The organism is Pandoraea sp. XY-2 (genome assembly GCF_004193915.1).
GTDB lineage: Bacteria > Pseudomonadota > Gammaproteobacteria > Burkholderiales > Burkholderiaceae > Pandoraea > Pandoraea cepalis.
In genome coordinates this window covers 1632941-1658438 of the sequence record NZ_CP030849.1, presented here as the reverse complement: position 1 = coordinate 1658438, position 25498 = coordinate 1632941, and the positions used below count along the sequence as shown (strand labels likewise).

The following is a 25498-nucleotide window of genomic DNA, read 5'->3' as shown; positions in this document are numbered from 1 at the left end:
AGTGTGGTAAAAATGGCGCTTGCACCGCGTAACTGACCAATCGAACGCATGCGAATTTCCAGTCAATATGCATGGCGTGCGCTGGTGGCCACCTGGCTCACCGCAGCGTGCACGATCGCCCATGCGCAGACGCCGCTGACCGTCGACATCACGGGCGTCGGCACCAACCGTTACCCGATCGCCGTGTCCAATTTCAAGGGCGCCGCGCCGACGGACATCGTGTCCGTCGTCAAGGCCGACCTGAGCAACAGCGGACGCTTCAATCAGATCGATACCGGCGGCGCCGCCGTCGGCGTGGACGATTCGGTCGATCTCGGCACGTGGCGTGCCAAGGGGCGAACGCCTTCGTCTCGGGCACGATCGTCCCCGCGGGCAACGGCAACTTCCAGGTCAGCTTCCGTTTGTACGATGCCGTGAACGGACAACCGCTCGGCGGTCTGGCCCTCACCTCGTCGGCCGCGAACTTGCGGCTGACGGCGCACAAGATCGCTGACTACATCTACCAGAAGCTGCTGGGCGACCGCGGTGTGTTCGCCACGCGTCTGTCTTACGTGTTGCACAGCGGCAACCACTACCAGTTGCAGATTTCGGATTCCGACGGCCAGGATGCGCGCGTTGCGCTCAACAGCCGCGAGCCGATCATCTCGCCGGCCTGGTCGCCGGATGGCACGAAGGTCGCCTACGTCTCGTTCGAGAAGCGCAAGCCCGTCGTGTACATCCACGATCTGCCGACCGGCCGCCGTGCCGTGTTGGCCAACGAGAAGGGCAACAACTCGGCGCCCGCGTGGTCGCCGGACGGCAGCAAGCTTGCCGTAGCCCTTTCGCGCGACGGCAACACCCAGATTTATCAGGTCAACGCCAATGGCGGCGGCCTCAAGCGTCTGTCGCGCAGCGGCGCGATCGACACCGAACCGCAGTATTCCCCGGACGGCAAATGGATCTACTTCACGAGCGATCGTGGCGGTGGTCCGCAAATCTACAAAATGCCGGCCGGTGGGGAAGGAGCAGGCGCTGCGCAGCGCGTGACCTTCAAGGGGAGTTACAACGTCAGCCCGCGAATCAGTCCCGACGGCAAGTTGCTCGCGTTCATTGCGCGACAAGGCGGCGGATTCAAACTGTGCGTGCAGGATATGAGTACTGGCGATGTTACGGCTCTGACCGACACCAGCCACGACGAGTCACCGAGTTTTGCCGCGAACGGCAAGTACATTCTTTATGCAACGCAGTCGGGGGCCGCAAGGTTCTCGCGGCAGTCTCGGTGGACGGGCAAACCCGGCAGATTCTTCAGGTTCGGGGAGGGGAAGTTCGCGAACCCTCCTGGGGCCCTTTCATGCAATAACATCAACAGCAACATCAATCGGAGGCTCAAATGAGTTCCCTGCTTCGTAATATCCTCGCCATCTCTTCGCTGGCCGCTCTGGCCGCTTGCTCGTCGGGCGTGAAGCTCGACGATCAGGCTAACGCCAACAAGGGTCAAGCCACGGACGCCCGCGCTGTCGCCCCCGTCGACGCCTCGGCTGACGAACTGAACAACCCGAACGGCCCGCTCGCCAAGCGCAGCGTGTACTTCGGCTTCGACCAGTACAGCGTCGATGCTCAGTACACTCCGATGCTCCAGGCGCACGCCGCGTTCCTGAACAAGTACTCGCAGCGCCACGTGCTGGTGCAGGGCAATACCGACCCGCGCGGCACGAGCGAGTACAACCTGGCCCTGGGCCAGAAGCGTGCTGAATCGGTGGTGAAGGCGATGTCGGCACTGGGCGCCAACACCAACCAGATGGAAGCCGTTTCGCTGGGCAAGGAAAAGGCAACGGGTACGGACGAGGCCAGCTGGGCTCAGGACCGTCGCGCCGATCTGGCTTATTGATTGAATCGTCATGACGTCTCGTTTGCTTAAAAACATGATCTGCGCGGTGACGCTCGGCACTGCGGTGCTGAGTCCGCTGGCGCATGCCGGATTGTTCGATGACGACGAGGCGCGCAAAGCGATCCTCGATATCCGCAGCCGTCTGGATTCGGACAAGCAGCGGATCGAGGGGCTCACGCGCAACGTGCTGGATTTGAACAATCAGATTCAGCAGTTGCAACGTGATCTGGCCGACCAGCGCGGTCAGAACGAAGATCTGAAAAACCAGCTTGCGAACCTGCAACAGAGTCAAAAGGATTTCTACAACGACCTCGACGGTCGGCTGAAGAAATTCGAACCGCAGCAGATGACCGTCGGCGGCGTGACAGGCACCGTCCAACCGGGCGAGAAAGATGTCTTTGACGCCGCGCTGACGAAATTCCGCAATGGTGACTATAAGGGCGCGCAAACGGCATTCCGAACCTTCTCGGCCAAGTATCCCGACAGCCCGTATCAACCCGAAGCTCAGTTCTGGCTTGGCAATGCGCAGTACGCCAACAAGGATCTGAAGGGGTCGACCGCGACGCTGCAAGGGATCGTGACGAAGTACCCGACGAGCCCGAAGGCTGCCGAGGCAATGCTGGCAATCGCCAGCAACCAGGCGGAATCCGGGCAGATTGCGACAGCGAAGAAAACGTTGCACGATTTGATGGCCAAGTACCCGGACAGCGAATCGGCAGCCGAGGCCAAGAAGCGTGTGGCCAAGCTGAAGTAAGACGTCTCACGGGAGACTGTGCGAACCAGCCTACCGTGCGAGGTCACTCGTCAAACGCATAACGCCGCCTTTGGGCGGCGTTGTCGTTTCCAGTTACCGTCGTTGCCGTCGTTACCGTCGTTACCGTCGTTACCGTCGTTGCCGTCGTTGCCGTCGTTGCCGTCGTTACCGTCATCGTCAACGGTCGCGCGACCGCCAGGCGCTCCCATCCTTCCCGGCTTTGCGGATGCCGAACGCGACCTCAAGTAGAATACGGGCTTTGCAAGCGTTCGAAGCGCGGCGTCTCAGGGGATGTGTGCGGGTCCAACCGGGTCTGCAGGGCATGACGACCGCACCCGCGATGTGATCGCGCGCAGACTGTGCGCGGCACGTCTGATAATTATCATGCCGGCTACGCCCCGTGGCTCGCGACAACGAATCGAATGGCCGGGCACGGCCGCCATCGCCTTCTCGCCTCATGACCGACGTCGATCTCACTGCCCTCTCCCACACCGTAGTGTGGTTCACCTTTGCGCTGGCCTTCGTGTTTGGCGCTGTGCTGCAGCGCACGCATTTCTGCACGATGGGCGCGCTCTCCGACATCGTGAACATCGGCGATTGGAACCGCATGCGGATGTGGTTGCTCGCCATCGGTGTCGCGACCATCGGCACGGGGGTTCTGGCGTCGCAGGGTGTCATCGATCCTATCAAGGCGATTTACACGACGCCGCGCTTTACCTGGCTGTCGTATCTCGTTGGCGGCTGGCTGTTCGGTTTCGGCATGGTGCTGGCGTCCGGTTGCGGCAGCAAGACACTGGTGCGCATCGGCGGTGGGAATCTTAAGTCGCTGCTGGTTTTCGTGATGATCGGTCTGTCGGGCTACATGACGCTCAAGGGCTTGTTCGCGGTATTGCGTGTGACGGCCATCGACAGCGTGCAAACCACGTTTGCGACATCGCAGGATCTGCCGACATTGCTGGGCGGCTGGTTTGGTGGTGACGTACACCGCGCGCAACTCATTCTCGGGTTGGCGATTGGCGGGGCGTTCGTGATCGCGGCGCTCGCACGACGCGAGTTCTGGACGTTCGACAACCTGCTGGGCGGCCTCGTCGTGGGCGCGATCATCGTGGCGCTGTGGTACGTCTCGGGCAAGTTAGGGTACGTGGCGGAGAATCCGAATACGTTGGAGGAGAGTTTCGTTGCCACGAATTCAGGGAAGATGGAAGCGTTGTCGTTCGTCTCGCCGCTCGCGTACACGATGTATTGGCTGATGATGTGGAGCGACACGAGCAACGTCATCACGTTGGGCATTTCGAGCGTGTTGGGCGTGATCGCCGGTTCGTTCGTCTATGCGCTGGTGTCGCGCAATTTCCGTTGGGAGGGCTTTCTGGGCACGGAAGACACGGCGAATCACATGGTGGGTGGCGTGCTGATGGGCTTCGGCGGCGTGACGGCCTTGGGCTGCACGGTCGGTCAGGGGTTGTCGGGCGTGTCGACGCTGGCGCTGGGATCGTTCCTCGCGACGGCGGCGATTCTCGTGGGCGGCGTCTGCGCGTTCAAGTACCAGATGTGGCGCATTGAGCGCAGCGTTTGAGCACAAGCCGCGCACAACCGCTCGAATCGCACCAGAAAGAGCCGCCGTCGCGCCACCCAGGTATTGACACTATGGTGACAGCGCCGCTATAATTTTGGTCTTCGTTGGGTCGTTAGCTCAGCTGGTAGAGCAGCGGACTTTTAATCCGTTGGTCGCAGGTTCGAATCCCGCACGGCCTACCAAACGAATTCAAGGGGTTACAAGCGCTTCGCTTGTAACCCCTTTCTCTATTCCGGCGTCATGGAACCGCCTTGCCGGCGGATTGCGTCAATGAGACGCTGGCGCAACCAGCGCTACGCGCTGGCATCCCACATCACAACGCCCCGCCCCCCGCATCTCCTTTAGCGATCGTCGTCCTCAACGTGGTCGCCGCTCGCCGGCGCAGACTCTCGTTGGACGGCTTGTCGCTTGCACTTGACGTGGTAGGCCGTCAGCACTGCATGCGCCACCATATCCAGCGCGGGGCGCGTCTCGCCGTTCTTGTCCGTCCATACCTTCGGCGTGAGCGCACCAGACAGAGAAACAGAATCTCCGTCATCCAGCGCTAACAGTGCTGCCCGCGCATCGTCAGCAAAGGCAATTACGTTCACGAACAGGGCCTCACCGTCGCCCCCGGCAGCGAGCACCTTCGCAGTGGCATATGCCGTGCCGCCTTGCCCTTTGCGCTCAGCGGGCTTTCCGTAGATCTTCCCACCAATCAGACCATCAATCATCTTTCACCTCGTTATCACGCGCGACTGCCGCCCACGTTTCAATTGAACCCTCGAACGTCGAACCATACCCGTTCCACACGCCGGCGTGTTGGATACCCGTGAAGCAGCCGTCCGAAACACCGGACAAAATCTCGCACTTGAACCAACGGGTCGACATAGAACGTAGACGAACGAGATTCTCCGGGAGGCAGTTGAATGTAGCCGAGCAGAAGATGGTGAGCCGCGACGTGACGCTTCAACACAGCATCCGCGCGCCCTTTCCCCAACACCTCGGTCAGCACTTCGCGCGCCGGACGCATCTGCCCCAACTGCTGGTCGGTCAACGGTGGGTTATCGGGATCCGTCTCGGCGGCACGCGTGATGGCCGCATCCTCGGCGTCGGTCATTGGGGAGGGTCTACATTTCGAGTGCCACGCTCGGTGTGGTGCCCCGTCGCCGGGCAACGCCGGCAGCGAGCCTACCGTGGATCTGCTCGAACCGAAGCCCCGCCGGCATCCGCGGCGCCCACGTCGACCAACGCCAGCAATTCGTCGGACGTGCGCACGTCCGCAAACCACAACACCATATTGCACAGCGTCGCGTTGTGCTCGTCGTCGGTGCGGGCCGCGTTCGCGTCGGCGACGAAGTGGACCTTGTAGTCGAGCATCATCGCATCGCGGGCAGTCGATTCGCAGCAGACGTTCGTCACCGTGCCAGTCACGATCACGGTGTCGATGCCGCGCGCGGCAAGGCGTTGATGCAGATCTGACGAGCCCTGGATAAACGCGCTGAACCGCGTCTTGTCGACGATCTCATCCGCATCGCGAACGTCGAGCGGCGGATACAACGCGTGCCCGGGATGTCCGTCGACCAACGTCTCGCCCAGACTCGCGCCCCATCGCGCGCCGAATTCGTCGAAGCGCTGCCACGGCGCTTCGCCTGGCACGACCTGCGTGTGACGAATCCAATACACGTGACCTCCCGCCTGACGCAGCGCGCTCGCGAGCCGATTCACATTCGGCACGATTTCGCGTGCCATCGGCAATTCGCCGGGAAAGCCTGGGGCGACAAAGCCGTTCTGCAGGTCGATGACGAGCAGCGCGGTCTTCGACGCGTCGAGAGACTCGTAAACGTGCCGCCGGCCACGCCGGGCGATGGCCCGATCGACGACGGATTGGGGAATTTCGATGGGGTGCATAACAGGAACTCAAGAAACGTTGTAAATCAGTTACTGCGCCGTGCCAGCCGGCCCTCTCCGGCACGGCGGGTGCGCTAGTGCGCCGTCGCGTCGCCGCCGCGCGGCCCGCGAAACGACAACAGGATTGCGACGGCGGCCACGAACAGCAGGCCGGCGATCGCGTCGAGTCCGCCAGCAACGCTGCCGGTCAGATTCTTCGACGCGTTGATGATCATCGGACTCGCGAACGAGCCAAGCTGACCGATCGAGCTGACGAGCGCAACGCCGACCGCCGCGGTGCTCGCGCGGAAGTGTTGACTCGTCAGCGCCCAGAACACCGGATAGCCGGACAGATTGCCGACCAGCACGAGCGAGAGCGCTACCAGCAGTATCGGGAGATTATGCGCCGTCATTCCGGCCAGCACGAATCCCACGCCGGTCAGCGTGAGCAGACCCGAGCAGAAGCGCCGCCGCTCCGCCAGGTGGTCCGAGCCGATACCGAACAGCACCATGCCGATACCGCCAGCGGCGTACGGTATCGCCGTCAACATGCCGATGAACACCGACGACGTGTCTTGGGAGGCCTCACGCAAAATCTGCGGCATCCAGATGCCGATGCCGATGACCGACGCGTTCAGCGCCGAGTAACCCAGGAACAGCACGTACATGCGCCAGTCTGTCAACAGCGTGTGCCACACGCCCCGCTCGTGAGACGCCGCCGGCACCATCGAGCGCGCGAGGTCGCGCTCGATCTGTTCGATCTCACCGGGAGCGAGCCAGCGATGTGCGTCGCGCGGCCGGTCCGTGAGACACTTGAGCACGATCGCACCGAGCAGCACCGACGGAATCGCCTCCAGTAGAAACATCCACTGCCAACCGTGCCATCCGTTCGCGCCATCGAGACGCTGCATGATGAGCCCCGACACCGGTGCGCCGATGAAGCCGGCGAAGGCGACCGGCAGCATGAACAACGCAACGATCTTCGCGCGTCGCAGCGGCGGAAACCAGTACGTCAAATACAGCACGACGCCGGGAAAGAAGCCGGCCTCGGCCGAGCCCAGCAAAAATCGCAGCGCGTAGAACTGTCCGGGCGTGCGCACGAACATCGTGGCTGCCGAAATCAGCCCCCACAGGATCATGATCCGCGCGAGCGTCTTACGCGTGCCGACACGCTCGAGATACAGGTTACTGGGCACTTCGAACAGCAAGTAGCCGATGAAGAACACACTCGCCCGAAGCTGAACGCCGTGCCGGAAAAGTTGAGGTCGGCGCGGATCGCCATCTGCGCGAAGCCGATGTTGATGCGGTCGAGATAGGCCGCGATATAGCACAGGAACAGCAGCGGAATGATCCGCCACGTGACCTTGCGATAGATCGCGTCCGCGCTGCTGGTCGGCGCCTGTCCGATCAAGTGGGTGTCTGCGTGCATCGTTGTCTCCGTGTTTTGATGTTGTGGTACTGCCGTGTTATCCATTTCGTCCGCCGTGGCGCGTGTCCAGCGAGTCCGGCAATGCCAGCCGCTGCGCACGCGCGCCGAGCAGAGGATTCAGTCCCGAGCGCGTTACGCGGCCGTTGAGCGGTCTGCCCAGCGCGGCCTCGCAACGGGCCGCCAGTTCGAGCAGTTGCGCGAGATCAATCCCGGTCGCGACCCCCATCGTCTCGAACAGATTGACGAGATCTTCGGTGCACACGTTACCGGTATAGCCGCCGCCGTAGCGCACCTTGGCCGGATGTCCGCCGACGCCGCCGAACGACGCATCGAAGTAGCGCACCCCGGCCTCATACGCGGCGACGCAATTGGCCATCGCGGTGCCGCGTGTGTCGTGAAAGTGAGCGATCAGCGTCACTTCGGGAAAGCGTCGCGCAATGCGTGCGGTCAGCGACGCGACACTCGCGGGCGTTCCCATGCCCGTCGTATCGCCGAGCGTGATCCACTGCACGCCGCGCATGACGAACGACTCGACCGCACGGACGACCTCCGCCTCCTCCACCCGCCCCTCGAACGGGCAGCCGAACGCGACTGATACCGTACCGATAATGCGAAACGCCGGACCGGCCCGCTCGACCATCTCGGCGATGTTTTGCCACTGCGCATCGCGGCTGCGTTTCAGGTTCTTCAGCGAATGCGACTCCGAGGCCGACACAAGCACGCTGATTTCATTCGCGCCGAAACCGGTGTCGGCATCGGCGAGCGCCCGCTCGACCGCACGCACATTCGCGCAGGTCGCCTTATAGAACACGCCAGACCGGCGCGGCAACAAGCGCAGCACCTGGCTCGCGTCGGCGAACTGCGGCACGACCGCCGGATTCGAATACGAAGTCGCCTCGACGCGCCGGAAGCCAGCGCCGGCAAACGCGTCGACCAGTTCAGCCTTGTGCGCCGCCGGCAGGATCGTGGTCTCGTGTTGCAGCCCGTCGCGCGCGAAGCATTCGCAGATCACCACCTCGGGCTGCGCGGGCGTATTGCGTCCGATTGGCGTCATGCGTTCTCCGTTGCCGATTGCGCCGCGCCGGAAGCCGCGCGCCCGCGCGAGAAACCGCGCATCAGGATATTGGTGTCGCGCCCGGCGAGCAGTCCCTGCTCCAGCGACAGTTCGCTCACGCGATACAGCAAGCTCTTGGTCGTCGCCATCGCTTCTGGACGGTGCGCGGCGAGCGCCTCGGCCAGTTGCAGGGCGTTCGGCAATACCTCGGCGGCCGGCACGCTGGCCGTGGCGATGCCAAGGCCAAGCGCGCCGGCGCCGTCAAGCGTCTGGCCGGTCGCAACCAGCCGAAACGCGACCTTCTGCCCGACCTGTCGCACCAGATTGGCCATCACGATCGCCGCGACGATGCCATGCCTGAGTTCCGGATAGCCAAAGCGCATGTCGTCGGCGACCACCATCAGATCGCACGCAAGCGCGAGGCCCGCGCCGCCGCCCAGCGCAAAGCCGCGCACCGCCGATACGATCGGCTTGCGCACTTGCGTGAATGCGCGGTGCAGTGCGCAGGTCAACTCGGCGCGTTCGCGCGCGAAGGCGGTTTCGTCGCCCGACAGCGCCGCGAATTCGCCGGTATCCGCCCCGGCGCAGAACGACCGGCCCGCGCCAGTCAGCACGATCGCGCGGCATTCACTGTCATGCTGCGCCGCGTTGAGCGCGGCGAGCAGCGCCCGCGTGAGCGGGTGATTCAACGCGTTGTGCCGCTCCGGACGATTCATCGTCAGCACGCGCACGGGGCCGTGATTTTCAACGAGCAACGCGTCGGCGTCGCGTCCGCCGTCAGAAGGGTTTTGCTGCGGTGTCTCCATGCTTCACTCCATTGCTTTTAGATCTTTCCTCGGACAAGTCGCTCGATGGCGTCGTCATGCCCAGCCGTTACCGGTTTGCGCTTCGATCACGACACCCGCCTTCAGTAGCGCGTCGACCTCGCTTTCCGACCACCCAAAATCGACCAGCACGTTCCGGCTGTGCTCGCCCTGCCTCGGCACCGTTCCGATCTTGCCGCCGCCGGCCAGTCCCGGTACGCCCGCGAACGGCAATCCGGGCGCGTCGCCGAGCGTCAAACTGCGGAACACGCCGGCGTGCGCCACCTGCGGATCGGCGACGAAATCGCCGTAATCGTTCACGACGGCGCACAGCACGTCATGCGCTTGCAGACGTTCGAGCCAATCGGCGCTGTCGCGCTCACACAGCACATCCGCGATCGCCGCATTGATCTCGACACGCCGTACGAGCCGCTTTGCGTTGGACGACCACGCGTCGCGCGATGCCCATTCAGGGTGCCCGAGCGCATGCGCGAGCCGAAAGAACATCTCGTTGCGCAACGCGACCACATTGATGAAACCGTCGCGCGTGCGGAACGTGCCCGAGGGCACCGTCGCTGGCAACCGCTCGCGGCCCGCGCTCATGAAGTGATCGAGAATCGGGATCGTTTGCAGTGCCGCGGTCACTTCGAGCAACGACAGCTCGACATGCTCGCCCTGGCCCGTCACGCTCCGGCCAATCAGTGCCGCCCCCACGCTTTGCGCGGCATACACGCCGCACACCGCGTCGACAATCATCATGCCGATGCGGCGCGGCACGCCCTCGCCGTCACGGTTCATCACCATCATTCCGCCCAGCGCCTGCAGCACCGAATCCGAGCCCGCCTTGTCACGGTACGGTCCGCTGGGTCCGAAGCCCGTGATCGACAGATGAATCAGCGCGGCATTGAGCATCGATGTGGTTCGATAGCCGAGCCCGAGCGTGTCCATTACGCCGGGGCGGAAGCTGTCGATCAGCACGTCGGCCTGCTCGACCATTTGATGCAGCACCGCGCGTCCCTCGGCACGCGTCGCGTCGATACAAAGCGCGCGCTTGCCGGCATTCGCGCCGATGCTGATCGCCGTCAGGCCGTTCTCGCCATCGCCCATCAGACGCCCCCAATCGCCGGCCGGCGGCTCGACCTTGATGACGTCCGCGCCCTGCCGCGCGAGCAACGCGCCGCACGACGGCCCGGCGATGCCCTGACTCAGGTCGAGCACGCGAATCCCTTTGTAAGGCAACCGATTTGGCTTCGCGGACCCGCTCATGGTGTGACCTCCTCGCGCGCGAGCCGCAGCGCGCCGTCACCGGCCAGCGCGTCGATGCGTTCGTCGCTATAACCGAGTTCCCGCAACACCTCACGCGTGTGCTCGGCAAACTGCGGCGGACGCCGACGGATCTGCGCCGGCGTGCGCGAGAGCTTCACCGGAACGCCAACCCCTTCGTAATCGTCCACCGTGACGCGCATGTGCCGATGCGCCGTATGAGCGTCGGTCAGTGCCGCGCCGACGTCGCGCACCGCGCCCGCAGGAACGCCCGCGTGCGTGAGACGGCGACATAGCGCGTTGCCCTCGATGCTGCACAGGCGCTCGGCGATCATCTGGCGCAGCAGGTCACGATGTGTCATCCGCGCGCCGTTCGAGGAAAAGCGCGCGTCGTCCGCCCATTCCGGGTGCCCGACGTGCTGCGCGAAAATCGCGAACTGCCGGTCGTTGCCGACGCCGAGAAACACGTCGACCGTGGCGGTCTTGAACTTGTCGTACGGCACGATGTTCGGATGGCCATTGCCGAGCAACGGCGGCACGCGGCCCGACATGAACCAGTTGGCTGCGGGCGGATGCAGCAGCGACAACGCCACGTCATACAACGCGATGTCGACGAACTGGCCGCGCCCCGAGCGCGCCCGCTCCAGCAGCGCGAGCAGAATGCCGTTGACGCTCGCCTGCCCCGACGCGAGATCGACGATCGGCACGCCAATGCGGGTCGCGCCACTCGCCGGAGCACCGTTGATGCTCATCAGTCCGGACATCGCCTGAATCACTGCGTCGTAACCGGGTAAGCCGCCGAGTGGGCCATCGGCGCCGAAGCCGCTGATGCGGCAATGCACGAGCCTCGGAAAGCGGGCGGCCAGCGTGTCCTCATAGCCCAGGCCCCAGCGCTCCAACGTGCCCACCTTGAAGTTCTCGACAAGCACGTCCGCCTGTTGCAGAAGATCGAGCAGCACCTCGCGCGCGTCGGGCTGGTTCAAATCGAGCACGATCCCGCGCTTATTGCGATTGACGCCCATGTAATACGAGGCCGCGCCGTCACGAAACGGCGGCCCCCAGAGCCGGGTGTCGTCCCCGGCGGGCGACTCGACCTTGATGACCTCGGCGCCGTGATCGGCCAGCGTCTGCGCGCAGGCCGGGCCGGCCAGCACGCGCGATAGATCGACGACCTTGATGCCGGCGAGGGCACCGCTTCCAGTATTCGACATGTCAAGCGTTCCTGATTGCGTGTGGTTCGTATGAAGAAGGTTGGCGTGTGGCATCGGCGCTCACCGGACAATCACGCGGTCGGTTCGAATTCGAGCAGCACCTTGCCGGTCGTCACCGACTGCCCGACGTCGATCAGCACACTGCGCACGACGGCTGCGGCGGGTGCCGTCACCGTGTGCTCCATCTTCATCGCCTCGATCGTGAGCAGTGCCTCGCCCTCGGCGACACGCTGTCCCGCGCTCGCGTACAGCGCGACAATTCGCCCGTTGGACGGCGCGCGCAAACGACCATCGAGTTCACCGTCACTGGCCGCAGCAGTCGCATACGAGCGATCCGAGAACGACCACGCATGACCGTCGATCTGCACATGGACCTGATCACACGACAGCGCCCAGACCGCCTCGCGATCGACGCCGTCGAACGTGAAGCGCACGCGCGGGCGCTCGACCTCACAGGTGTCGAATGTGATCGAGCGCGCATCGGATGTGATGCACAGCCCGCGTTCGCCGCTCGGTGCCACATGCAGGTGATAGGCGCCGCCAGCGTCGTCGGCGAGATACACGGCCGAGCCGCGCCAACCGCTCGTGCGTGTACCGGGCGACAGTGCGGCGGCGGCCACCGCCAGCGCCAGCCACGGGCTCTCGTCCTGTGGCACAAGGACGTCGTCCTTGTGCTCGATCAGAAAGGCGGTAGTCACACCGCCCGCGATGAACGCCGGATGTTCGAGACACCGGATCAACGCCTGGCGGTTCGTGCGAATGCCCAGCACCACCGTGTCGCGCAGCGCCTTGACCAGCGAGCGCCGCGCGTCCTCGCGCGTCTTGCCCGCACCGATCAGCTTCGCGAACATCGAGTCGTAGTACGGCGAGACGACGAAGCCACTGCGCACCGCGTGCTCCACGCGGATATCGTCGGGGGCGCCCACAGTTCGATCGAACCGCTCTGCGGCAGGAAGCCGTTGCGTTCGTCCTCCGCGCACAGCCGCACTTCGATCGCATGCCCGGCAAGACGCACGTCTTGCTGACCGAAGTCGAGCGCGTCGCCCATCGCGACGCGCAGTTGCCATTCGACGAGATCGATGCCGGCGATGCATTCGGTGACCGGATGCTCGACCTGCAAGCGCGTATTCATCTCCATGAAATAGAACTCGCCGGACGCATCGAGCAGAAACTCGAACGTACCGACCCCCTCGTAGCCGAGCGCGATCGCCGCGGCAACGGCCGCGCTGCCCATGCGCTCGCGGGTTTCAACCGGCAGGCCGGGCGCGGGCGCCTCTTCGATCACCTTCTGGTGTCGGCGCTGCACCGAGCAGTCGCGCTCGCCGAAATGCACGCCATTGCCATAACGATCGACGAGTACCTGAATCTCGATGTGGCGAGGCTCGCGCACCACCCGCTCGACGATCATGCGCTCGCTGCCGAACGCCGCAAGCGCTTCGGAGCGCGCCGATTCCAGCGCGCGCTGGAACCCGCCCGCGTCTTCGACAACACGCATGCCGCGCCCGCCGCCCCCCGCGGTCGCCTTCACAATCACCGGATACCCGATGCGCGCCGCCGCCTCGGCGAGCGCGCCGGCGTCCTGCGCTTCGCCGTCGTAGCCCGGAATGCATGGCAACCCGGCTTCGCGCATGAAGACCTTCGCCTCGGCCTTGTCGCCCATCACGCGGATCGCGTGCGCGGATGGGCCGACGAACGTCAGGCCCGCGTCGACGCACGCTTGCGCGAACGCGGCGTTCTCCGACAGGAAGCCGTAGCCCGGGTGAATCGCATCGGCGCCGGCACGTTGCGCCGCCTGTACGATCGCCGCGATGTTCAGATAGGACGCCGTGGCCGGTGGCGCGCCGATGCATACGGCGCGCGTCGCCATCCGCACGTGTGGCGAGTCGGCGTCCGCATCGGAATAGACCGCGACGGTTTCGATACCCATTGCGTGGGCGCTACGGATGACACGCGCGGCGATTTCACCGCGGTTGGCTATCAACAGCCGTTTGATGCTACTCATGGATTCCGGTCTCTGGGTAAAGTGTTAGCCTGGCGACTCGGCGCGTCGATGCCCCTCACGGACGCGCGACGCCGAACTGCATCGGCACGAGTTGCCGGTGCGCGGCCGCCTCGCAGAGTTCCAGCACCCTGGCGACCACGCGGCGCGTATCGCGCGGATCGATGACACCGTCGTCGAGCACATGCGCGCTCGTCGCGAACACGTCCATCTGACGCTCAAAGTTCTCGATCACCTTGCGGGAAATCTCCGCGAGCCTTTCTTCGTCCACTTCACCAGTCTTGCGAAGCATCGCCGCGCGGCTCACGCTGACCATCGTCTGGGCAGCCTGCTCCGCGCCCATCACTGCCGTCTTCGCGTTCGGCCAGGAAAAGCTGAAGCGCGGATGAAAGCCCTTACCGCACATCGCGTAGTGCCCGGCGCCGAAGGACGCGCCGCAAAATATCGTGATCTGAGGAACGCTCGCGTTGCTGATTGCCTGGATCAACTTCGAACCGTGCTTGATGCTGCCCGCCTCCTCGAACGCGCGGCCGACCATGAAGCCTGTCGTGTTGTTCAGATAGAGCAACGGGGTCCGCGACTGACAGCACGCCTGAATAAAGTGTGTCGCCTTGGCCGCGCCGGCTGGCTCGATCGGTCCATTGTTGGTAATGATGCCGACCGGCCGCCCTTGCACCGATGCATGGCCGCACACGGTCGCCGAGCCGTAGCGCGCTCCGAATTCGCGGAAATCGGAATCGTCGACGATCCGGGCGATCACTTCGCGCATATCGACCGGGCGGCGATGGTCGTCAGGCATCACGCCGAGCAATTCCTCCGCGCTGTAGCGCGGATCACGGAAATCCAGTTGCCGAGGTAGCGGCGCACGCGCCTGCCAATTTAAGGAACCGACGATTTCGCGCGCGAGCCGCAACGCGTCGCGATCGTCTTCGGCCAGGTAGTCGCCGAGGCCCGACACCGACGTATGCATTTCCGCGCCGCCAAGTTCCTCTTCGGTCGCGACCTCACCGGTTGCCGCCTTGAGCAATGCCGGCCCGGCGAGGAACGCGCGCGAACGTCCGCGCACCAGCACGATGTAGTCCGACAGTCCGGTCTGATAAGCGCCGCCGGCGGTAGACGGACCGTGCGTGACCGTCACGACCGGGATGCCCGCCGCCGACAGGCGCGCGAGATTACGAAACTTCTGCCCGCCGTTGACGAAGTTCTCAACGCGATAGGCCAGCAGATTGGCGCCGGCACTCTCCACCAGTTGCACGAAAGGCAGCCGGTTCTCCAGCGCGATCTCCTGAATGCGCAGCAGTTTCTCAAGCCCCTTCGGCTGGAACGCACCCGCGTCGATGCCCGAATCGGTGACGCTTAACATGCAGACAGTGCCCTCGATCGAACCGATTCCGGCGATCAGGCCGCCCCCCGCAATTTCCCGACCGTCCGCGCGCGTGGCGCCCAGACCGTAGCCGGCAATCGAACACAGTTCAAGAAACGGCGCCCCCCTGTCCAGCAGCACGCTCAAGCGCTCGGCGGGCAAGAGCTGCCCACGTTTGCGGAAACGCGGCGCGGCGGCTGCCGACACCTCGCGCGTTGTCGCCTCGATCGACCGAAGCCGTTCCAGCCGGTCGATCATTGCCCGCCGGTGACGGGCAAAAGACTCGCTGGAAGGCACCAGCGTTGACTCAAGCACTGACATGGGATTGCCTATCGTAAATATGATCCATTTAAATTTGCATCTGATGCAAATACGAGATATTCTTCTGTTTGGTCGAATTTTACGTATACAGGCATTATTTCCAAGATAAATCTGCAAATTAGCGGGTTAACACGGGTGCATAGACATAGAAATTAATAATCTATTTTCATTGAGTGCAAACGCAGAGGGTGAAATGAAGGCAAATCCCCCCAATCCCATCGGCGCGATCGAAAAGGCGTGCCGGGTCCTGAAGGCAATGAGCGATGGTCGCAACGTCCGACTTGTGGACATCGCGGATTACTGCGGCCTGGACCGCTCGACCACGATGCGCGTGCTCGACATCCTTATTCGCGAAGGCATGGTGGCGCGCGACGCCGACTCGCGGCACTACCGACTCGGTGCGGAGATCGTCAGGATCGCCAACGGCGTGGAGGAGGAGATCGACTGGCGCGCGGTGGCGCGCCCGAGTCTGCTCAGGTTGAGCGGAGAATTCGGGGACACGTCGCTGATGTCCGTGTTGAGCGGGCTGGAGATGGTATGCGCCGACCTGCAGATCGGCGAGTACCCGGTTCGTGCGAATTTCCAGGCGCTAGGCAGCCGCCGCACGTTAGGCGTGGGATCGAGCGGGCTCGCGGTGCTTGGCGCCATGCGCGACCCCGAGCGCGAGGCTGTACTGGCGCAGATTGCGCCGCGCGTCACGCACTACCCGATGCTAACGGATACGTTTTTGCGTGAGGCGATCGCGCGCGTACAGGAAAAGGGCTATGCCGTGCTGATCGATGCGGTCGTGCATCGAATGGGAGGGATCGCGGCGGCGATCCGCTCGCCGGATGGCGAGGTGATCGCCGCTGTGGCGATTTCCGCTTTGTCGGAGCGAATTCTGGAGCGGGAATCCGAACTCGCGGCGGCAGTGAAAAAGGAGGCGGCGGCCATCGAGGTCGCGCTCGCTGGCGCAAAGACTCGCGTGTGAAGCGCTAAGCAGACGAGACCCCTGCCCCCTGGTCAGGGGATGACTCGCTTAGGCATTGTTCGGGCATCGCTCAGACATGACCTGCGGATTTCGATTCGACTATGCGGATCGCCTCGGACGCGCCCCACCCTGCGATGAGGCATCGGCGCTGGTCTGACGGCTCTCGATGACAGCGCGCGTGCGCTGGGAAATTCGGGCCGCGGCCTCCTTGATCGATTCAACGAGCCGATCGAGATTGGCGAACTGCAGACGCTGCGTCGGCACGATCACCGCGAGCGCGCCGACCGCCTCCCCCGAGTCGTCGGTGAATAGCGGCGACGCAAGCGCCGAAATCCCGACTTCAAGTTCGTCTTTCGAGAGATAAAAGCCTGCGCGCCGAATCCTGAGCAGCGACCCGCGAAAGTCCTCGAGCGTCGTGCCGAGCCCGCTCTGCGCGATATCTTCGGGATATTGATCGAACAGGCTCGCGAGCTTGGCCTTGGGGAAGGTCGACAGGATCGCCTTTGACGCTGCACCGAGAAAAAGGGGACGTGGACGCCCCCGACCGTACCTGAGGTCAAGCGATGCGTCGTGCGTCTCTCGATGGGTGTCGACAAGCTCGTTCCCATACCACCGAGACATCACGACGTCGAAACCTGAATGCTCGCTGAGCTCGCGCATGATCGGCTGGCCGACGGCAAGCAGTGGATCGGACACGCGCAAGTGATAGTCGAGCTTGATGATGCGAGGCCCAAGCCCATAGTCCCCTCCCGCAAACCGCACGAGCAAACCCGCATCCACCAGCTCTCGCACATAGCGGTAAGCCGTCGGAATCGAGCAATCAAGCTCCGCGCCAACGTCTTCGGCAGACAGAAACGGCTTGGCCTCGGAAAACAGATCGAGGATGGATAAGACTCTCGTGATGCTCGACATCTGGACAGTGAACCCTGTGGACGTGCGTGAATTATAGCCAGAGCGAGCAGCCGCCTGGTCGGGCCCATTCGCACGTGCAAAGCGCGCGCGAGGGTCGGACACTCCCCCGCGGCATCACGCGAAGTCCGACCCCGATTCAAGCGACGACGCATTGCCCCCCTGCTTTTCGTCACCCGATCACACAAGCCCCATGCGTGCCGCCATCTCCGCCTGCCAGACGCTTCGAGGCCGGAAGCCAGGCAGGGTGCGCGCGTGGCGCTCGACATCCGCCATCAGTTCGGCGTCCGGCCGGTCGAAGTCGACCGGCACGCGCATCGGCTGGTCAACGTACCACGGCGTATCGATGAAGAGTTCCAGCCGGTTGCCCTCCGGATCTCGTGCATAGATCGACACCGCATTACCGTGGGTCACGGGGCGGATCTCGTCAAGCCCCTCCGCCACAAACTTTTGGTGGAACTGCCTGAGCGTCGCAAGACTGTCCGCCTCCAGCGAAATCTGGTTGATCGGATTGAACGCCAGATGCGCCGGTCGCCCACTCGCTAGCACGATCTGATGGTGTACCGCCGGATCACGACTCAGAAATACCAACCGCACTTCGCCATTCGGCGTCTGCAACTTGCCACGATCCGTCACCGTAAACGCCAACACCCGCGAATAGAAATCCTCGACCCGCGCCATGTCGTTCACATAGAACCCCATGTGGCTCAACGAGAGACCCTGCCGCTTCTGCTTCATTCCTTCCATGTCTGCCTCCGATAGTGATAAACCCTAACGAAAAACACGTTGTGCCATTCGTTAAATTTAGTTTATTCTCAAAATACGATAAACACACTAATTTTTTACGGCGGTGTGCCGATCAAAACCACCGTTATTTATCATCGGAGCATCAATGAAACTTGCCAGCTTCTCCACCTCCCAGGGTCCTTCGTTCGGCGTGGTTCGCGACGACGTCATCTTCGACCTGGGCAAGCGCCTTGATGGTCGCTTCGCGGACCTCAAGGCGCTGATTGCCGCCGACGCCTTCAGGGAAGCGGCTCAGGCCATCGAGGGCGCGCAGGCCGACTACGCGCTCGCGGACGTGACGCTGCTGCCGGTCATCCCCAATCCTGAGCAGATCTTCTGCGTCGGTCTGAATTACGCCGAGCACGTCAAGGAAACGCATCGCGAAGTGACCGAACAGCCTGTGATTTTCATGCGGCTGCCCGCCTCCCAGGTCGGCCACGCTCAGCCGATGCTGCGCCCGCCCGAGTCCCAGCAGTTCGACTACGAGGGCGAGATCGCGGTCATCATCGGTCGCGGCGGACGTCGCATCGCCGAAGCCGACGCGTGGGAGCACATCGCGGGCTACGCCTGCTACAACGACGGCTCCGTGCGCGACTGGCAGCGTCACACGACGCAATGGGGGCCGGGCAAGAACTTCTACCGCACCGGCGCGTTCGGGCCGTGGATGGTCACGCGCGACGAGATCGCGCCGAACGCGCTGATGACGCTCGTCACCCGCCTGAACGGGCAGGAAGTGCAGCGCGCAACCACGGAGATGCTCATCCACGGCATCGCCAGGCAGATTGCCTATCTCTCGACGTTTACGCCGCTTTTCGCCGGCGACGTGATCGTGACCGGCACGCCGGGCGGCGTGGGTGCAAAACGTAACCCGCCGCTGTTCATGAAACCGGGCGATGTGGTCGAAGTGGAAGTGGATCGCATTGGCGTGCTGCGCAATTCGATTGCCGACGAAGCGTAAGGGTCGTGACCGGGTGCGGCAGCGGCACGCCGCGCCCGGTGTCTGAACAGCGGGAAACGAACATGTCAAATCAAACTATTCCAACGCCTACATGCGACTACGATGTCGCGATCATCGGCCTCGGCCCCACCGGTGCCACATTGGGTAATCTGCTTGCCATCCAGGGGTTGCGGGTGCTGGTGCTGGAGCGCGACAAAGACATCTTTGCGCTGCCCCGCGCGGTGCATTTCGATGGCGAATGCATGCGCGTGTTCCAGACGATCGGGATTGCAGACGCCCTGCTCCCCAACCTGTTCGTCGGCCCGGGAATGAAGTTCGTGAACGCGCAAGGCCAATTGCTGATCGACTGGCCACGTCCGACCCACATTGGACCTCACGGCTGGTGCGCCAGCTACAAATTCCACCAGCCCGATCTGGAGAATGCATTGCGCGAGCGCCTCGCGCAGCAACCTAACGTTGAAGTCCGTCTGCGTCACGAGGTATTTTCGCTCGACGAGACAGCCGACGGCGTGGAAGTCCGCTTCGAGGACACGCGTTGCGGCAAACTGGGACGCACCACGGCGCGATATGTCGTCGGGTGCGACGGCGCGCGCTCCATTGCGCGGCGCTTCATGGGCACCGAGCTCACCGATCTGAAATCGCACGAACGCTGGGTCGTGGTAGACGTGATGCTCAATGCGCCACGGCCTGAACTGGGCGACGTCTCGATTCAATATTGCGACCCGGCGCGGCCGACCACTTATACGCGCGGCCCCGGCAACCGTCGTCGCTGGGAAATCATGGTGATGCCTGGCGACGATGCGACGCAACTCACGACCCCGGAATGGCTGTGGGACAAGCTCGCTCGCTGGATCTCGCCCGCCGATGCACGGCTTGAGCGCTCAGCCGTCTACACGTTTCATTCCGTCGTTGCCAACGGCTGGCGCCGTGGGCGGTTGCTGCTCGCGGGAGACGCCGCGCATCAGACACCGCCCTTCATGGGCCAAGGCATGGCCGCCGGCATTCGTGACGCGTCGAATCTCGCATGGAAACTGGGGGCCGTACTTCGCGGCGAAGCCTGCGACGCGCTTCTCGATACCTATGAATCGGAACGCTCGCCGCACGTTCGCGAATTCATCGAGACCGCCGTCCAGCTCGGCGCGGTCATTCAGACCACTCACCCTGACCTTGCGAACGCTCGCGACGGCGAGATGGCTGCAGCGATCCGCAATTTCGTCACGCCGCAACCGAAACTTGGGCCGGGGGAGTGGGTGGACGACCCCTCGGGCACTGCGGGACAGATTGCCCCGCAGCCTCGCCTGAACGACGGGCGGCGACTTGACGACGTCGTCGGCTACCGATTCGCACTGGTTGCCTTACCGGAGTTGCTCAGCGAGTGCCCGGATCTGCCGGATCAGGCGGCCCGCGCAGACGTCGAGCTGATCGCAGGCGACGATGCCTCGATCCGCGAGTGGTTCAGGTCAACCGGCACCGTCGCCCAATTGGTGCGCCCCGACCGCTACGTATTCGGTGTCGCGCCTGACAGGCATGCCCTGACACAACTGCTTGAAGAGACACTGACTCATCGGCGCACGGCAAACGCCTGATCGGCCGCCATCGCGCACGCATACCCCTCGTTGGACAAAGAAGCCAACCCTTTCTGGAGACGTCATGGAGACAACCCGCAACCCTGTCGGCGAACTTGGCCGCTCACCCTCCGCCGGCCTGACACGCTCGCAATGGAAGATGATTCTCATCGCGAGCCTGGGCGGCTCACTGGAGTTTTACGACTTCATTGTGTACGGCTTTTTTGCGCAGTACATCGCCGCGCAGTTCTTTCCGAACGCGTCGGCGCTGTTGAGCATGCTCGCCGCCTACTCCGTGCTGGCCATCGGCTATGTGATTCGACCGCTCGGCGGCATCGTGCTGAGTAGCTGGGGCGATCGTTATGGCCGCCGGCCGGTCTTTCTCGGCTCCATCGTTGTCGTGACCACCGCGACGATTTGCCTTGGCCTGCTGCCGAACTACGCGCACTGGGGGATCACCGCATCGATCTTGCTGATCGTCCTGCGCATGCTTCAGGGATTCTGTGTCGGCGGGGAAATGCCCGGCGCCATTACGTATGCAGTGGAAGCCGCGCCGCATCGCGCCGGACTGGCCGCCGGCGTCATCATCTGCGCGGTGAACGTGGGCGTATTGCTTGCGACCGTCGTCAACCTCGTCATCCAGAGTTCCCTGTCGAGCGCGGATGCCGCGGCGTATGGCTGGCGCGCCGCATTTTTGTTCGGCGGCCTGTGCGGCATCGTGTCGTACTGGATGCGACGCAACCTCGACGAGTCTCCGGAGTTCAAGAAGATGCACGGGGCCGTGATCAAGCAACCGTTTCGCGAAACGCTTCGGCACCACGGTCAATCGGTTGCCGCTGCCGCGCTCACGATCGCGGTCATGGCCGGGGTCAATGGCATCCTGTACGGACACATGCCGGCTTACCTCGTGCAACAACTTCACTATGCGCCACGTACGGCAGCGATCGCGCAGAACGCCTATCTGATCGTCAGCTCGTTTGGCCTGCTCGCCGCGGGCTGGCTTGGCGACAAGGTGCCGCGCCGGTACCTTCTGCGCGCGTCGGCCGCGCTGCTGGTGGTATTGAGTTATCCGTTCTATTACGCGCTGGTCGGCCACACCGTGAATCTGGTGACCCTGTTCATCCTCGCGGGGTGGTCTTCTCGCTCGCCAGCGGTACGTGGGCATCCGTGCTTGCCGATCAGTTCCCGGTTCAGGTGAGGTTCAGCGGCATCGCACTCTCGTATAACGCCTCCGTCCTCGTCTTCAGCGGTTTCGCGCCGTTGCTGGCGACCATGCTGATCCGCGAGACCGGCTCACTGGCCGCGCCGGCGTACTTCGTGATCGGGGCCTGCGCGATCGCGCTGCTCGCGAGCTTTGCCCTGCCCGCCAGCCGATCGACATCGCCGCGCGCATTGCCGACGGACCGACTCGACGGCGAACCGTCGCGCTGAACCTGCACCGCCGCACCGCCACGAGTGCGGCGAAAGCCACTGATTGTGCCTTTCGCCGCCTGCACTCGCTCAGTCCGCGTGAGCGCGATCGAACGCCCACACTTCGGGAAAGCCCATCAACGCGCACATTTGCGAGAACGGATACAGGGCGTTGTCGATGCTCATCGTGCCCTTGCCGGCCTTGATCTGCGCGTACGCGTGCTCAAGGGCGCGCGCGGCGGCCAGGAAGCCCGTCGCCGGGTAGATCGCGATGGAAAACCCGAGCGACTGCAATTGCGCCGGCGACAACTGCGGTGTGCGTCCGCCCTCGACGATATTGCACAGCAACGGCACATCGAAGGATTTGCCGATCGTCTCCAGCTCTTCCACGCTCTCGGGCGACTCGATGAACAGGACATCCGCGCCCGCCTTCACATAGGCCTCGCCTCGGCGCAATGCCTCGTCCAATCCGAGCGATGTGCGGGCATCGGTACGCGCCACGATCTGGAAGTTCGCGTCGTCGCGCGTCTGCGCCGCGACCTGGATCTTCTTGACCATATCGCCGGTCGGAATCACCCGGCGACCCGGCGTGTGGCCACACTTCTTCGGAAATTCCTGGTCTTCAAGCTGAATCCCTGCCGCCCCGCCCGCTCGTAGCCACGCACTGTGTGCATGACGTTGAGCAATCCACCGTAACCGGTGTCGCCATCGCAGATCAACGGCGTGCGGCTGTTGCCGCAGAACGCCGTCACACGATTGAGCATGTCGGTATAGGTCGCCAGGCCAGCATCGGGCACGCCCAGATACGAGGCCACCGTACCGAAACCGGTCATGTAGAGGCAGTCGAACTGCATCGCGTCAGCCATGGCGACCGAGATCATGTCGTAAATCCCCGGCGCGACCACAACGTCTTGCCGAGCCAGTTTCGCTTTGAGTTGACTGCGTTTTTCTTGGGCGTTCATCACAATTCCAATAAGTCGGTGAAGCAAGATTTCCGACGCGCTGGACTATCGACCCGCGCGTCGTTTCGAATCCGGACGCCGTATGGCGCCGGACGTCAGCGTTGCGATTTCCCGGAGAATTCCGACTCGCCGAGCGCGGCCGTACCGAGCCCGCCCGCGTTCGGTGCGATGTCCTCCAGCGAGCGGCGATTGGTCTCGATGCCGAACAGCGCGAGCACGATCGACATGGCCGCCAGCACGCACGCAATCGTCGTGAGGACGTGCTGGATACCGCCGGAGGCATAGAGTGTGACGACCATCTGCGGTGCGAGAATCCCCGCGATGCGGCCGGCACAGCCCGCGACACCGTTGCCGCGCATGCGGTTCTCTGTCGCGAAAAGTTCGGGACAATAGGTCGCGATACCCAGCGCCACCATCAGATAGGTCAGCGTAAACAGCAGGAAGCCGAGTACGGTCGCCATTTCCACGCTAGTCGAGTGGCCGTAGGCCCACCCCACCACCGCCGCGAGTGCCGAGACCGCGATCATGCCGTTCTTGCGACCGATCCGGTCGGCCACGAGCACGCCCACCAGCGCGCCTGCCGGACCGCCGAGCGACATCAACGTGGTGTAGCCGAGCGACGACGCCATGCCGATGCCCTGCTTCATCAGGAACGTCGGCACCCAGACGATGAAGCCGTAGATCACCACGTTGATACCGATCTGCACGCAGATCGCCACCACCGTGCGACGAATCTGCGAAGGTGTAAACAGGTCCAGCAGCGTGGTGGGTCGCGTGACGACCGGCGGCATCTGGCGCACCGGGGGCAATACGCCGCCGCGCGCCGACTCGGCTTCGGCCGCACGCAGAATCGCGTCGGCCTCGTCGAAACGTCCCTTCGATTCCAGCCAGCGCGGCGACTCGGGCATCTTGGCGCGCACGAACCACATGACCAAGGCGCCCACGCCCACGATCGCGAACATCGCGCGCCAGCCAATCGAGGGAATGATCAGATAACCGAGGAACGTCGAGAAGAACAACGCGGAATTCGTGATCAGCGACAGGTAGGCCGACCACTTGCCGCGCACCGCGGGCGGCACGAACTCACCGAGCGAGCCGTAGCCAACCACGATCTCAGCGCCAAGCCCAAGCCCCATGAAGAAGCGACAGACGATCAGCCACGTCATGTTGGGCGCGAATGCACCGGCGAGCGACGCCAGACCAAAGATCGCCAGGTTGAACTGATAGGTGAACTTGCGTCCCTTGCGGTCACCCAGCACACCCGCCGTCAACGCACCGAGCAGCATGCCAACAAAGGTCGCCGACAGAAACGTGGCGTTGAGCTGCATTGTCGACCATCCGCTCTTGGCCAGGGCCCCCAGCACGCCGCCGGCCAGATAGATGTCGAACGAATCGAGGAACATGCCGCCCCGATCAGCCACAGGATCCGGCGATGGAACCCAGAAATGGGCAGCCGGTCCAGCCGGGGCCCCGCGTTTATCGAACTCAACATGCGCTGTCTCCTCCGTCGTTATCGACGTGATGTTTTCGGGTACTGCTGATGGAACCGGCTAATCCCCTGCCAACGCGGGCGCGACGGTGTTGCCCGCCGGCGTGCGTGACGCACGGCCCAGCACCACGCTCTGCGCCGCAGCGATATGGCAGCGCACGATCGCCTCGGCCCAGACGCCGTTGCGCTGTGCAAACGCGTCGACGATTTCGAGGTGCTGTCGTGCGCTGCGTTCGCGGTCTTCGGGGTTGTAGGTGTCGAACGTCCACTTGACGAGTGGCGTCTCTTTCATCGACTTGAGAGAGCGGTCGAGGCGGCCGTTGCCAGCGCCGCCGCTGATGATCGCGTGGAAGGCATCGTTAAGCGCAAACCAGCGTTCGGTCAGCGCCGCCGTCGGCGGCTCGCGCGCAATATCGAACATCGTCACGGCCAGTTCGCGCAGCCGTGCGACATCGTCGTCGGTCGCCCGTTGCGCCGCGCGACCCGCCAGATACGGCTCGATCAGCAACCGAGCCTCGAAAATCTCGCGCGCGTCCTGCTCGGTCCACGCCCGCACGCGTACGCCATAGTTGGGCACCGCTTCGACCCAGCCCTCCGCATCAAGCCGGCGCAAGGCCTCGCGCACCGGCGTGCGGCTCACGCCGAAGCGCTCCGCCAGTTGGGTCTCACGCAGATACTGCCCCGCGGCGTACTCGTGTTCGGCCAGCGAGGTCTTGATGGCCAGGTAGACATCGGCAGAGGACAGGGTGAGCGGCGAAGACGACATTGTATGCAATGTTTAAATATTTACGAGATTGCCTACTGACTTCAGGCGAATTTTGTAAACATTGTATGCAATGTTGCGAATCGCTGGATCGGTAATTCCCCTAGACAGGCCCTCGCGGCGACAGCGACGGCTTTGCTGCGCCCTTTTCAGGTTCCCGCGCCACCGTGGACGCGGAGG

At 63.6% G+C, this 25498-nt stretch carries 21 protein-coding genes, 1 tRNA gene and 5 pseudogenes; 10 read left to right on the top strand and 17 right to left on the bottom strand.

Going from position 1 to position 25498, the window contains the following annotated elements:
- Positions 1-48: 48 nt before the first annotated feature.
- The 5 genes and pseudogenes from tolB to DRB87_RS07535 all read left to right on the top strand — a co-directional run bounded on the left by tolB (position 49) and on the right by DRB87_RS07535 (position 4376).
- A pseudogene (gene tolB / locus DRB87_RS07555) lies at positions 49-1339 on the top strand (Tol-Pal system beta propeller repeat protein TolB).
- A 30-nt stretch (positions 1340-1369) separates the two neighbouring features.
- On the top strand, positions 1370-1867 hold the full coding sequence (locus DRB87_RS07550; protein ID WP_017235174.1) for an OmpA family protein: 498 nt from the start codon (positions 1370-1372) through the stop codon (positions 1865-1867).
- A 10-nt stretch (positions 1868-1877) separates the two neighbouring features.
- The gene (ybgF, locus tag DRB87_RS07545; protein ID WP_165385254.1) at positions 1878-2621 is read left to right on the top strand and encodes a tol-pal system protein YbgF; all 744 of its coding nucleotides are present in this window, start codon (positions 1878-1880) and stop codon (positions 2619-2621) included.
- Positions 2622-3078: 457 nt separating this feature from the next.
- Positions 3079-4194, top strand: a complete 1116-nt coding sequence (locus DRB87_RS07540) for a YeeE/YedE family protein (protein ID WP_130025460.1) — start codon at positions 3079-3081, stop codon at positions 4192-4194.
- 106 nt (positions 4195-4300) lie between these two features.
- A tRNA-Lys gene (locus DRB87_RS07535) sits at positions 4301-4376 on the top strand.
- A gap of 159 nt (positions 4377-4535) precedes the next feature.
- On the opposite strand, the gene DRB87_RS07530 is transcribed toward DRB87_RS07535, so the two are convergent.
- From DRB87_RS07530 to DRB87_RS07485, 12 genes are all read right to left on the bottom strand, one after another.
- The gene (locus DRB87_RS07530) at positions 4536-4907 is read right to left on the bottom strand and encodes a single-stranded DNA-binding protein (protein WP_130025459.1); all 372 of its coding nucleotides are present in this window, start codon (positions 4905-4907) and stop codon (positions 4536-4538) included.
- Between the two features lie 38 nt (positions 4908-4945).
- Positions 4946-5293 carry a hypothetical protein gene (locus DRB87_RS07525; protein WP_130025458.1) on the bottom strand — a complete coding sequence of 116 codons (348 nt, stop codon included), beginning with the start codon at positions 5291-5293 and terminating at the stop codon, positions 4946-4948.
- Positions 5294-5364: 71 nt separating this feature from the next.
- A complete protein-coding gene (locus DRB87_RS07520; protein WP_130025457.1) occupies positions 5365-6084 on the bottom strand; it encodes an isochorismatase family protein in 720 nt (239 codons plus the stop codon).
- Positions 6085-6158: 74 nt separating this feature from the next.
- Complete coding sequence (locus DRB87_RS07515) at positions 6159-7259, bottom strand: MFS transporter (RefSeq protein ID WP_165385253.1); 1101 nt, start codon at positions 7257-7259, stop codon at positions 6159-6161.
- Entirely contained in the window at positions 7199-7492 is a 294-nt protein-coding gene (locus DRB87_RS22985) for an MFS transporter (protein ID WP_165385252.1), read from the bottom strand. The genes DRB87_RS07515 and DRB87_RS22985 overlap by 61 nt, the downstream gene beginning before the upstream one ends.
- Positions 7493-7529: 37 nt before the next feature.
- Positions 7530-8546: a hydroxymethylglutaryl-CoA lyase gene (locus tag DRB87_RS07510; protein ID WP_130025455.1), complete on the bottom strand. Its 1017-nt coding sequence runs from the start codon at positions 8544-8546 to the stop codon at positions 7530-7532.
- Positions 8543-9352, bottom strand: a complete 810-nt coding sequence (locus tag DRB87_RS07505; protein WP_130025454.1) for an enoyl-CoA hydratase/isomerase family protein — start codon at positions 9350-9352, stop codon at positions 8543-8545. The genes DRB87_RS07510 and DRB87_RS07505 overlap by 4 nt, the downstream gene beginning before the upstream one ends.
- 54 nt (positions 9353-9406) lie before the next feature.
- Positions 9407-10615 carry a CaiB/BaiF CoA-transferase family protein gene (locus tag DRB87_RS07500; RefSeq protein WP_130025453.1) on the bottom strand — a complete coding sequence of 403 codons (1209 nt, stop codon included), beginning with the start codon at positions 10613-10615 and terminating at the stop codon, positions 9407-9409.
- A complete protein-coding gene (locus DRB87_RS07495; protein WP_130025452.1) occupies positions 10612-11823 on the bottom strand; it encodes a CaiB/BaiF CoA-transferase family protein in 1212 nt (403 codons plus the stop codon). Before DRB87_RS07495 ends, DRB87_RS07500 begins: the two co-directional genes overlap by 4 nt.
- Positions 11824-11894: 71 nt before the next feature.
- Entirely contained in the window at positions 11895-12725 is an 831-nt protein-coding gene (locus tag DRB87_RS24190; RefSeq protein WP_370363700.1) for a biotin/lipoyl-containing protein, read from the bottom strand.
- On the bottom strand, positions 12659-13825 hold the full coding sequence (locus DRB87_RS24185; protein WP_370363698.1) for an acetyl/propionyl/methylcrotonyl-CoA carboxylase subunit alpha: 1167 nt from the start codon (positions 13823-13825) through the stop codon (positions 12659-12661). Before DRB87_RS24185 ends, DRB87_RS24190 begins: the two co-directional genes overlap by 67 nt.
- Positions 13826-13880: 55 nt before the next feature.
- On the bottom strand, positions 13881-15506 hold the full coding sequence (locus tag DRB87_RS07485) for an acyl-CoA carboxylase subunit beta (protein WP_130027774.1): 1626 nt from the start codon (positions 15504-15506) through the stop codon (positions 13881-13883).
- A 193-nt stretch (positions 15507-15699) separates the two neighbouring features.
- On the opposite strand from DRB87_RS07485, the pseudogene DRB87_RS24180 reads away from it, so the two are divergent.
- Positions 15700-15819: pseudogene (locus DRB87_RS24180) on the top strand (hypothetical protein); the annotation flags it as partial.
- A gap of 12 nt (positions 15820-15831) precedes the next feature.
- The gene (locus DRB87_RS07480) at positions 15832-16476 is read left to right on the top strand and encodes an IclR family transcriptional regulator (RefSeq protein ID WP_240756219.1); all 645 of its coding nucleotides are present in this window, start codon (positions 15832-15834) and stop codon (positions 16474-16476) included.
- Between the two features lie 99 nt (positions 16477-16575).
- Here DRB87_RS07480 and DRB87_RS07475 read toward each other — a convergent pair whose 3' ends face one another.
- Entirely contained in the window at positions 16576-17388 is an 813-nt protein-coding gene (locus DRB87_RS07475) for an IclR family transcriptional regulator (protein ID WP_130025450.1), read from the bottom strand.
- A 177-nt stretch (positions 17389-17565) separates the two neighbouring features.
- Positions 17566-18132 carry a VOC family protein gene (locus DRB87_RS07470; RefSeq protein ID WP_130025449.1) on the bottom strand — a complete coding sequence of 189 codons (567 nt, stop codon included), beginning with the start codon at positions 18130-18132 and terminating at the stop codon, positions 17566-17568.
- A gap of 145 nt (positions 18133-18277) precedes the next feature.
- Here DRB87_RS07470 and DRB87_RS07465 point away from each other — a divergent pair, with 145 nt between their 5' ends.
- From DRB87_RS07465 to DRB87_RS07455, 3 genes and pseudogenes are all read left to right on the top strand, one after another.
- A complete protein-coding gene (locus DRB87_RS07465) occupies positions 18278-19129 on the top strand; it encodes a fumarylacetoacetate hydrolase family protein (RefSeq protein WP_130025448.1) in 852 nt (283 codons plus the stop codon).
- Between the two features lie 62 nt (positions 19130-19191).
- The gene (locus DRB87_RS07460; protein WP_130025447.1) at positions 19192-20715 is read left to right on the top strand and encodes a bifunctional 3-(3-hydroxy-phenyl)propionate/3-hydroxycinnamic acid hydroxylase; all 1524 of its coding nucleotides are present in this window, start codon (positions 19192-19194) and stop codon (positions 20713-20715) included.
- Between the two features lie 64 nt (positions 20716-20779).
- Positions 20780-22125 (top strand): annotated as a pseudogene (locus DRB87_RS07455) (MFS transporter).
- Between the two features lie 69 nt (positions 22126-22194).
- Here DRB87_RS07455 and DRB87_RS07450 read toward each other — a convergent pair.
- The 3 genes and pseudogenes from DRB87_RS07450 to DRB87_RS07440 all read right to left on the bottom strand — a co-directional run bounded on the left by DRB87_RS07450 (position 22195) and on the right by DRB87_RS07440 (position 25321).
- Positions 22195-23066, bottom strand: a pseudogene (locus DRB87_RS07450) (oxaloacetate decarboxylase).
- 95 nt (positions 23067-23161) lie between these two features.
- Positions 23162-24558 (bottom strand): annotated as a pseudogene (locus DRB87_RS07445) (MFS transporter).
- Positions 24559-24616: 58 nt separating this feature from the next.
- Complete coding sequence (locus tag DRB87_RS07440; RefSeq protein WP_130025446.1) at positions 24617-25321, bottom strand: GntR family transcriptional regulator; 705 nt, start codon at positions 25319-25321, stop codon at positions 24617-24619.
- Positions 25322-25498 lie beyond the last annotated feature (177 nt).

Excerpts from the sequence above, each read along its gene's own strand:
- DRB87_RS07460 (WP_130025447.1), top strand. The coding sequence starts at position 19,192 with ATGTCAAATCAAACTATTCCAACGCCTACATGCGACTACGATGTCGCG.
- DRB87_RS07505 (WP_130025454.1), bottom strand. The coding sequence starts at position 9,352 with ATGGAGACACCGCAGCAAAACCCTTCTGACGGCGGACGCGACGCCGAC.
- DRB87_RS07475 (WP_130025450.1), bottom strand. The coding sequence starts at position 17,388 with ATGTCGAGCATCACGAGAGTCTTATCCATCCTCGATCTGTTTTCCGAG.
- DRB87_RS07540 (WP_130025460.1), top strand. The coding sequence starts at position 3,079 with ATGACCGACGTCGATCTCACTGCCCTCTCCCACACCGTAGTGTGGTTC.
- DRB87_RS07465 (WP_130025448.1), top strand. The coding sequence starts at position 18,278 with ATGAAACTTGCCAGCTTCTCCACCTCCCAGGGTCCTTCGTTCGGCGTG.
- DRB87_RS22985 (WP_165385252.1), bottom strand. The coding sequence starts at position 7,492 with ATGCACGCAGACACCCACTTGATCGGACAGGCGCCGACCAGCAGCGCG.
- DRB87_RS07440 (WP_130025446.1), bottom strand. The coding sequence starts at position 25,321 with ATGTCGTCTTCGCCGCTCACCCTGTCCTCTGCCGATGTCTACCTGGCC.
- DRB87_RS07525 (WP_130025458.1), bottom strand. The coding sequence starts at position 5,293 with ATGACCGACGCCGAGGATGCGGCCATCACGCGTGCCGCCGAGACGGAT.
- DRB87_RS07495 (WP_130025452.1), bottom strand. The coding sequence starts at position 11,823 with ATGTCGAATACTGGAAGCGGTGCCCTCGCCGGCATCAAGGTCGTCGAT.
- DRB87_RS24185 (WP_370363698.1), bottom strand. The coding sequence starts at position 13,825 with ATGAGTAGCATCAAACGGCTGTTGATAGCCAACCGCGGTGAAATCGCC.
- DRB87_RS07510 (WP_130025455.1), bottom strand. The coding sequence starts at position 8,546 with ATGACGCCAATCGGACGCAATACGCCCGCGCAGCCCGAGGTGGTGATC.
- DRB87_RS07550 (WP_017235174.1), top strand. The coding sequence starts at position 1,370 with ATGAGTTCCCTGCTTCGTAATATCCTCGCCATCTCTTCGCTGGCCGCT.
- DRB87_RS07500 (WP_130025453.1), bottom strand. The coding sequence starts at position 10,615 with ATGAGCGGGTCCGCGAAGCCAAATCGGTTGCCTTACAAAGGGATTCGC.
- DRB87_RS07520 (WP_130025457.1), bottom strand. The coding sequence starts at position 6,084 with ATGCACCCCATCGAAATTCCCCAATCCGTCGTCGATCGGGCCATCGCC.
- DRB87_RS07480 (WP_240756219.1), top strand. The coding sequence starts at position 15,832 with ATGCGCGTGCTCGACATCCTTATTCGCGAAGGCATGGTGGCGCGCGAC.
- ybgF (WP_165385254.1), top strand. The coding sequence starts at position 1,878 with ATGACGTCTCGTTTGCTTAAAAACATGATCTGCGCGGTGACGCTCGGC.
- DRB87_RS07530 (WP_130025459.1), bottom strand. The coding sequence starts at position 4,907 with ATGATTGATGGTCTGATTGGTGGGAAGATCTACGGAAAGCCCGCTGAG.
- DRB87_RS07470 (WP_130025449.1), bottom strand. The coding sequence starts at position 18,132 with ATGGAAGGAATGAAGCAGAAGCGGCAGGGTCTCTCGTTGAGCCACATG.
- DRB87_RS07485 (WP_130027774.1), bottom strand. The coding sequence starts at position 15,506 with ATGTCAGTGCTTGAGTCAACGCTGGTGCCTTCCAGCGAGTCTTTTGCC.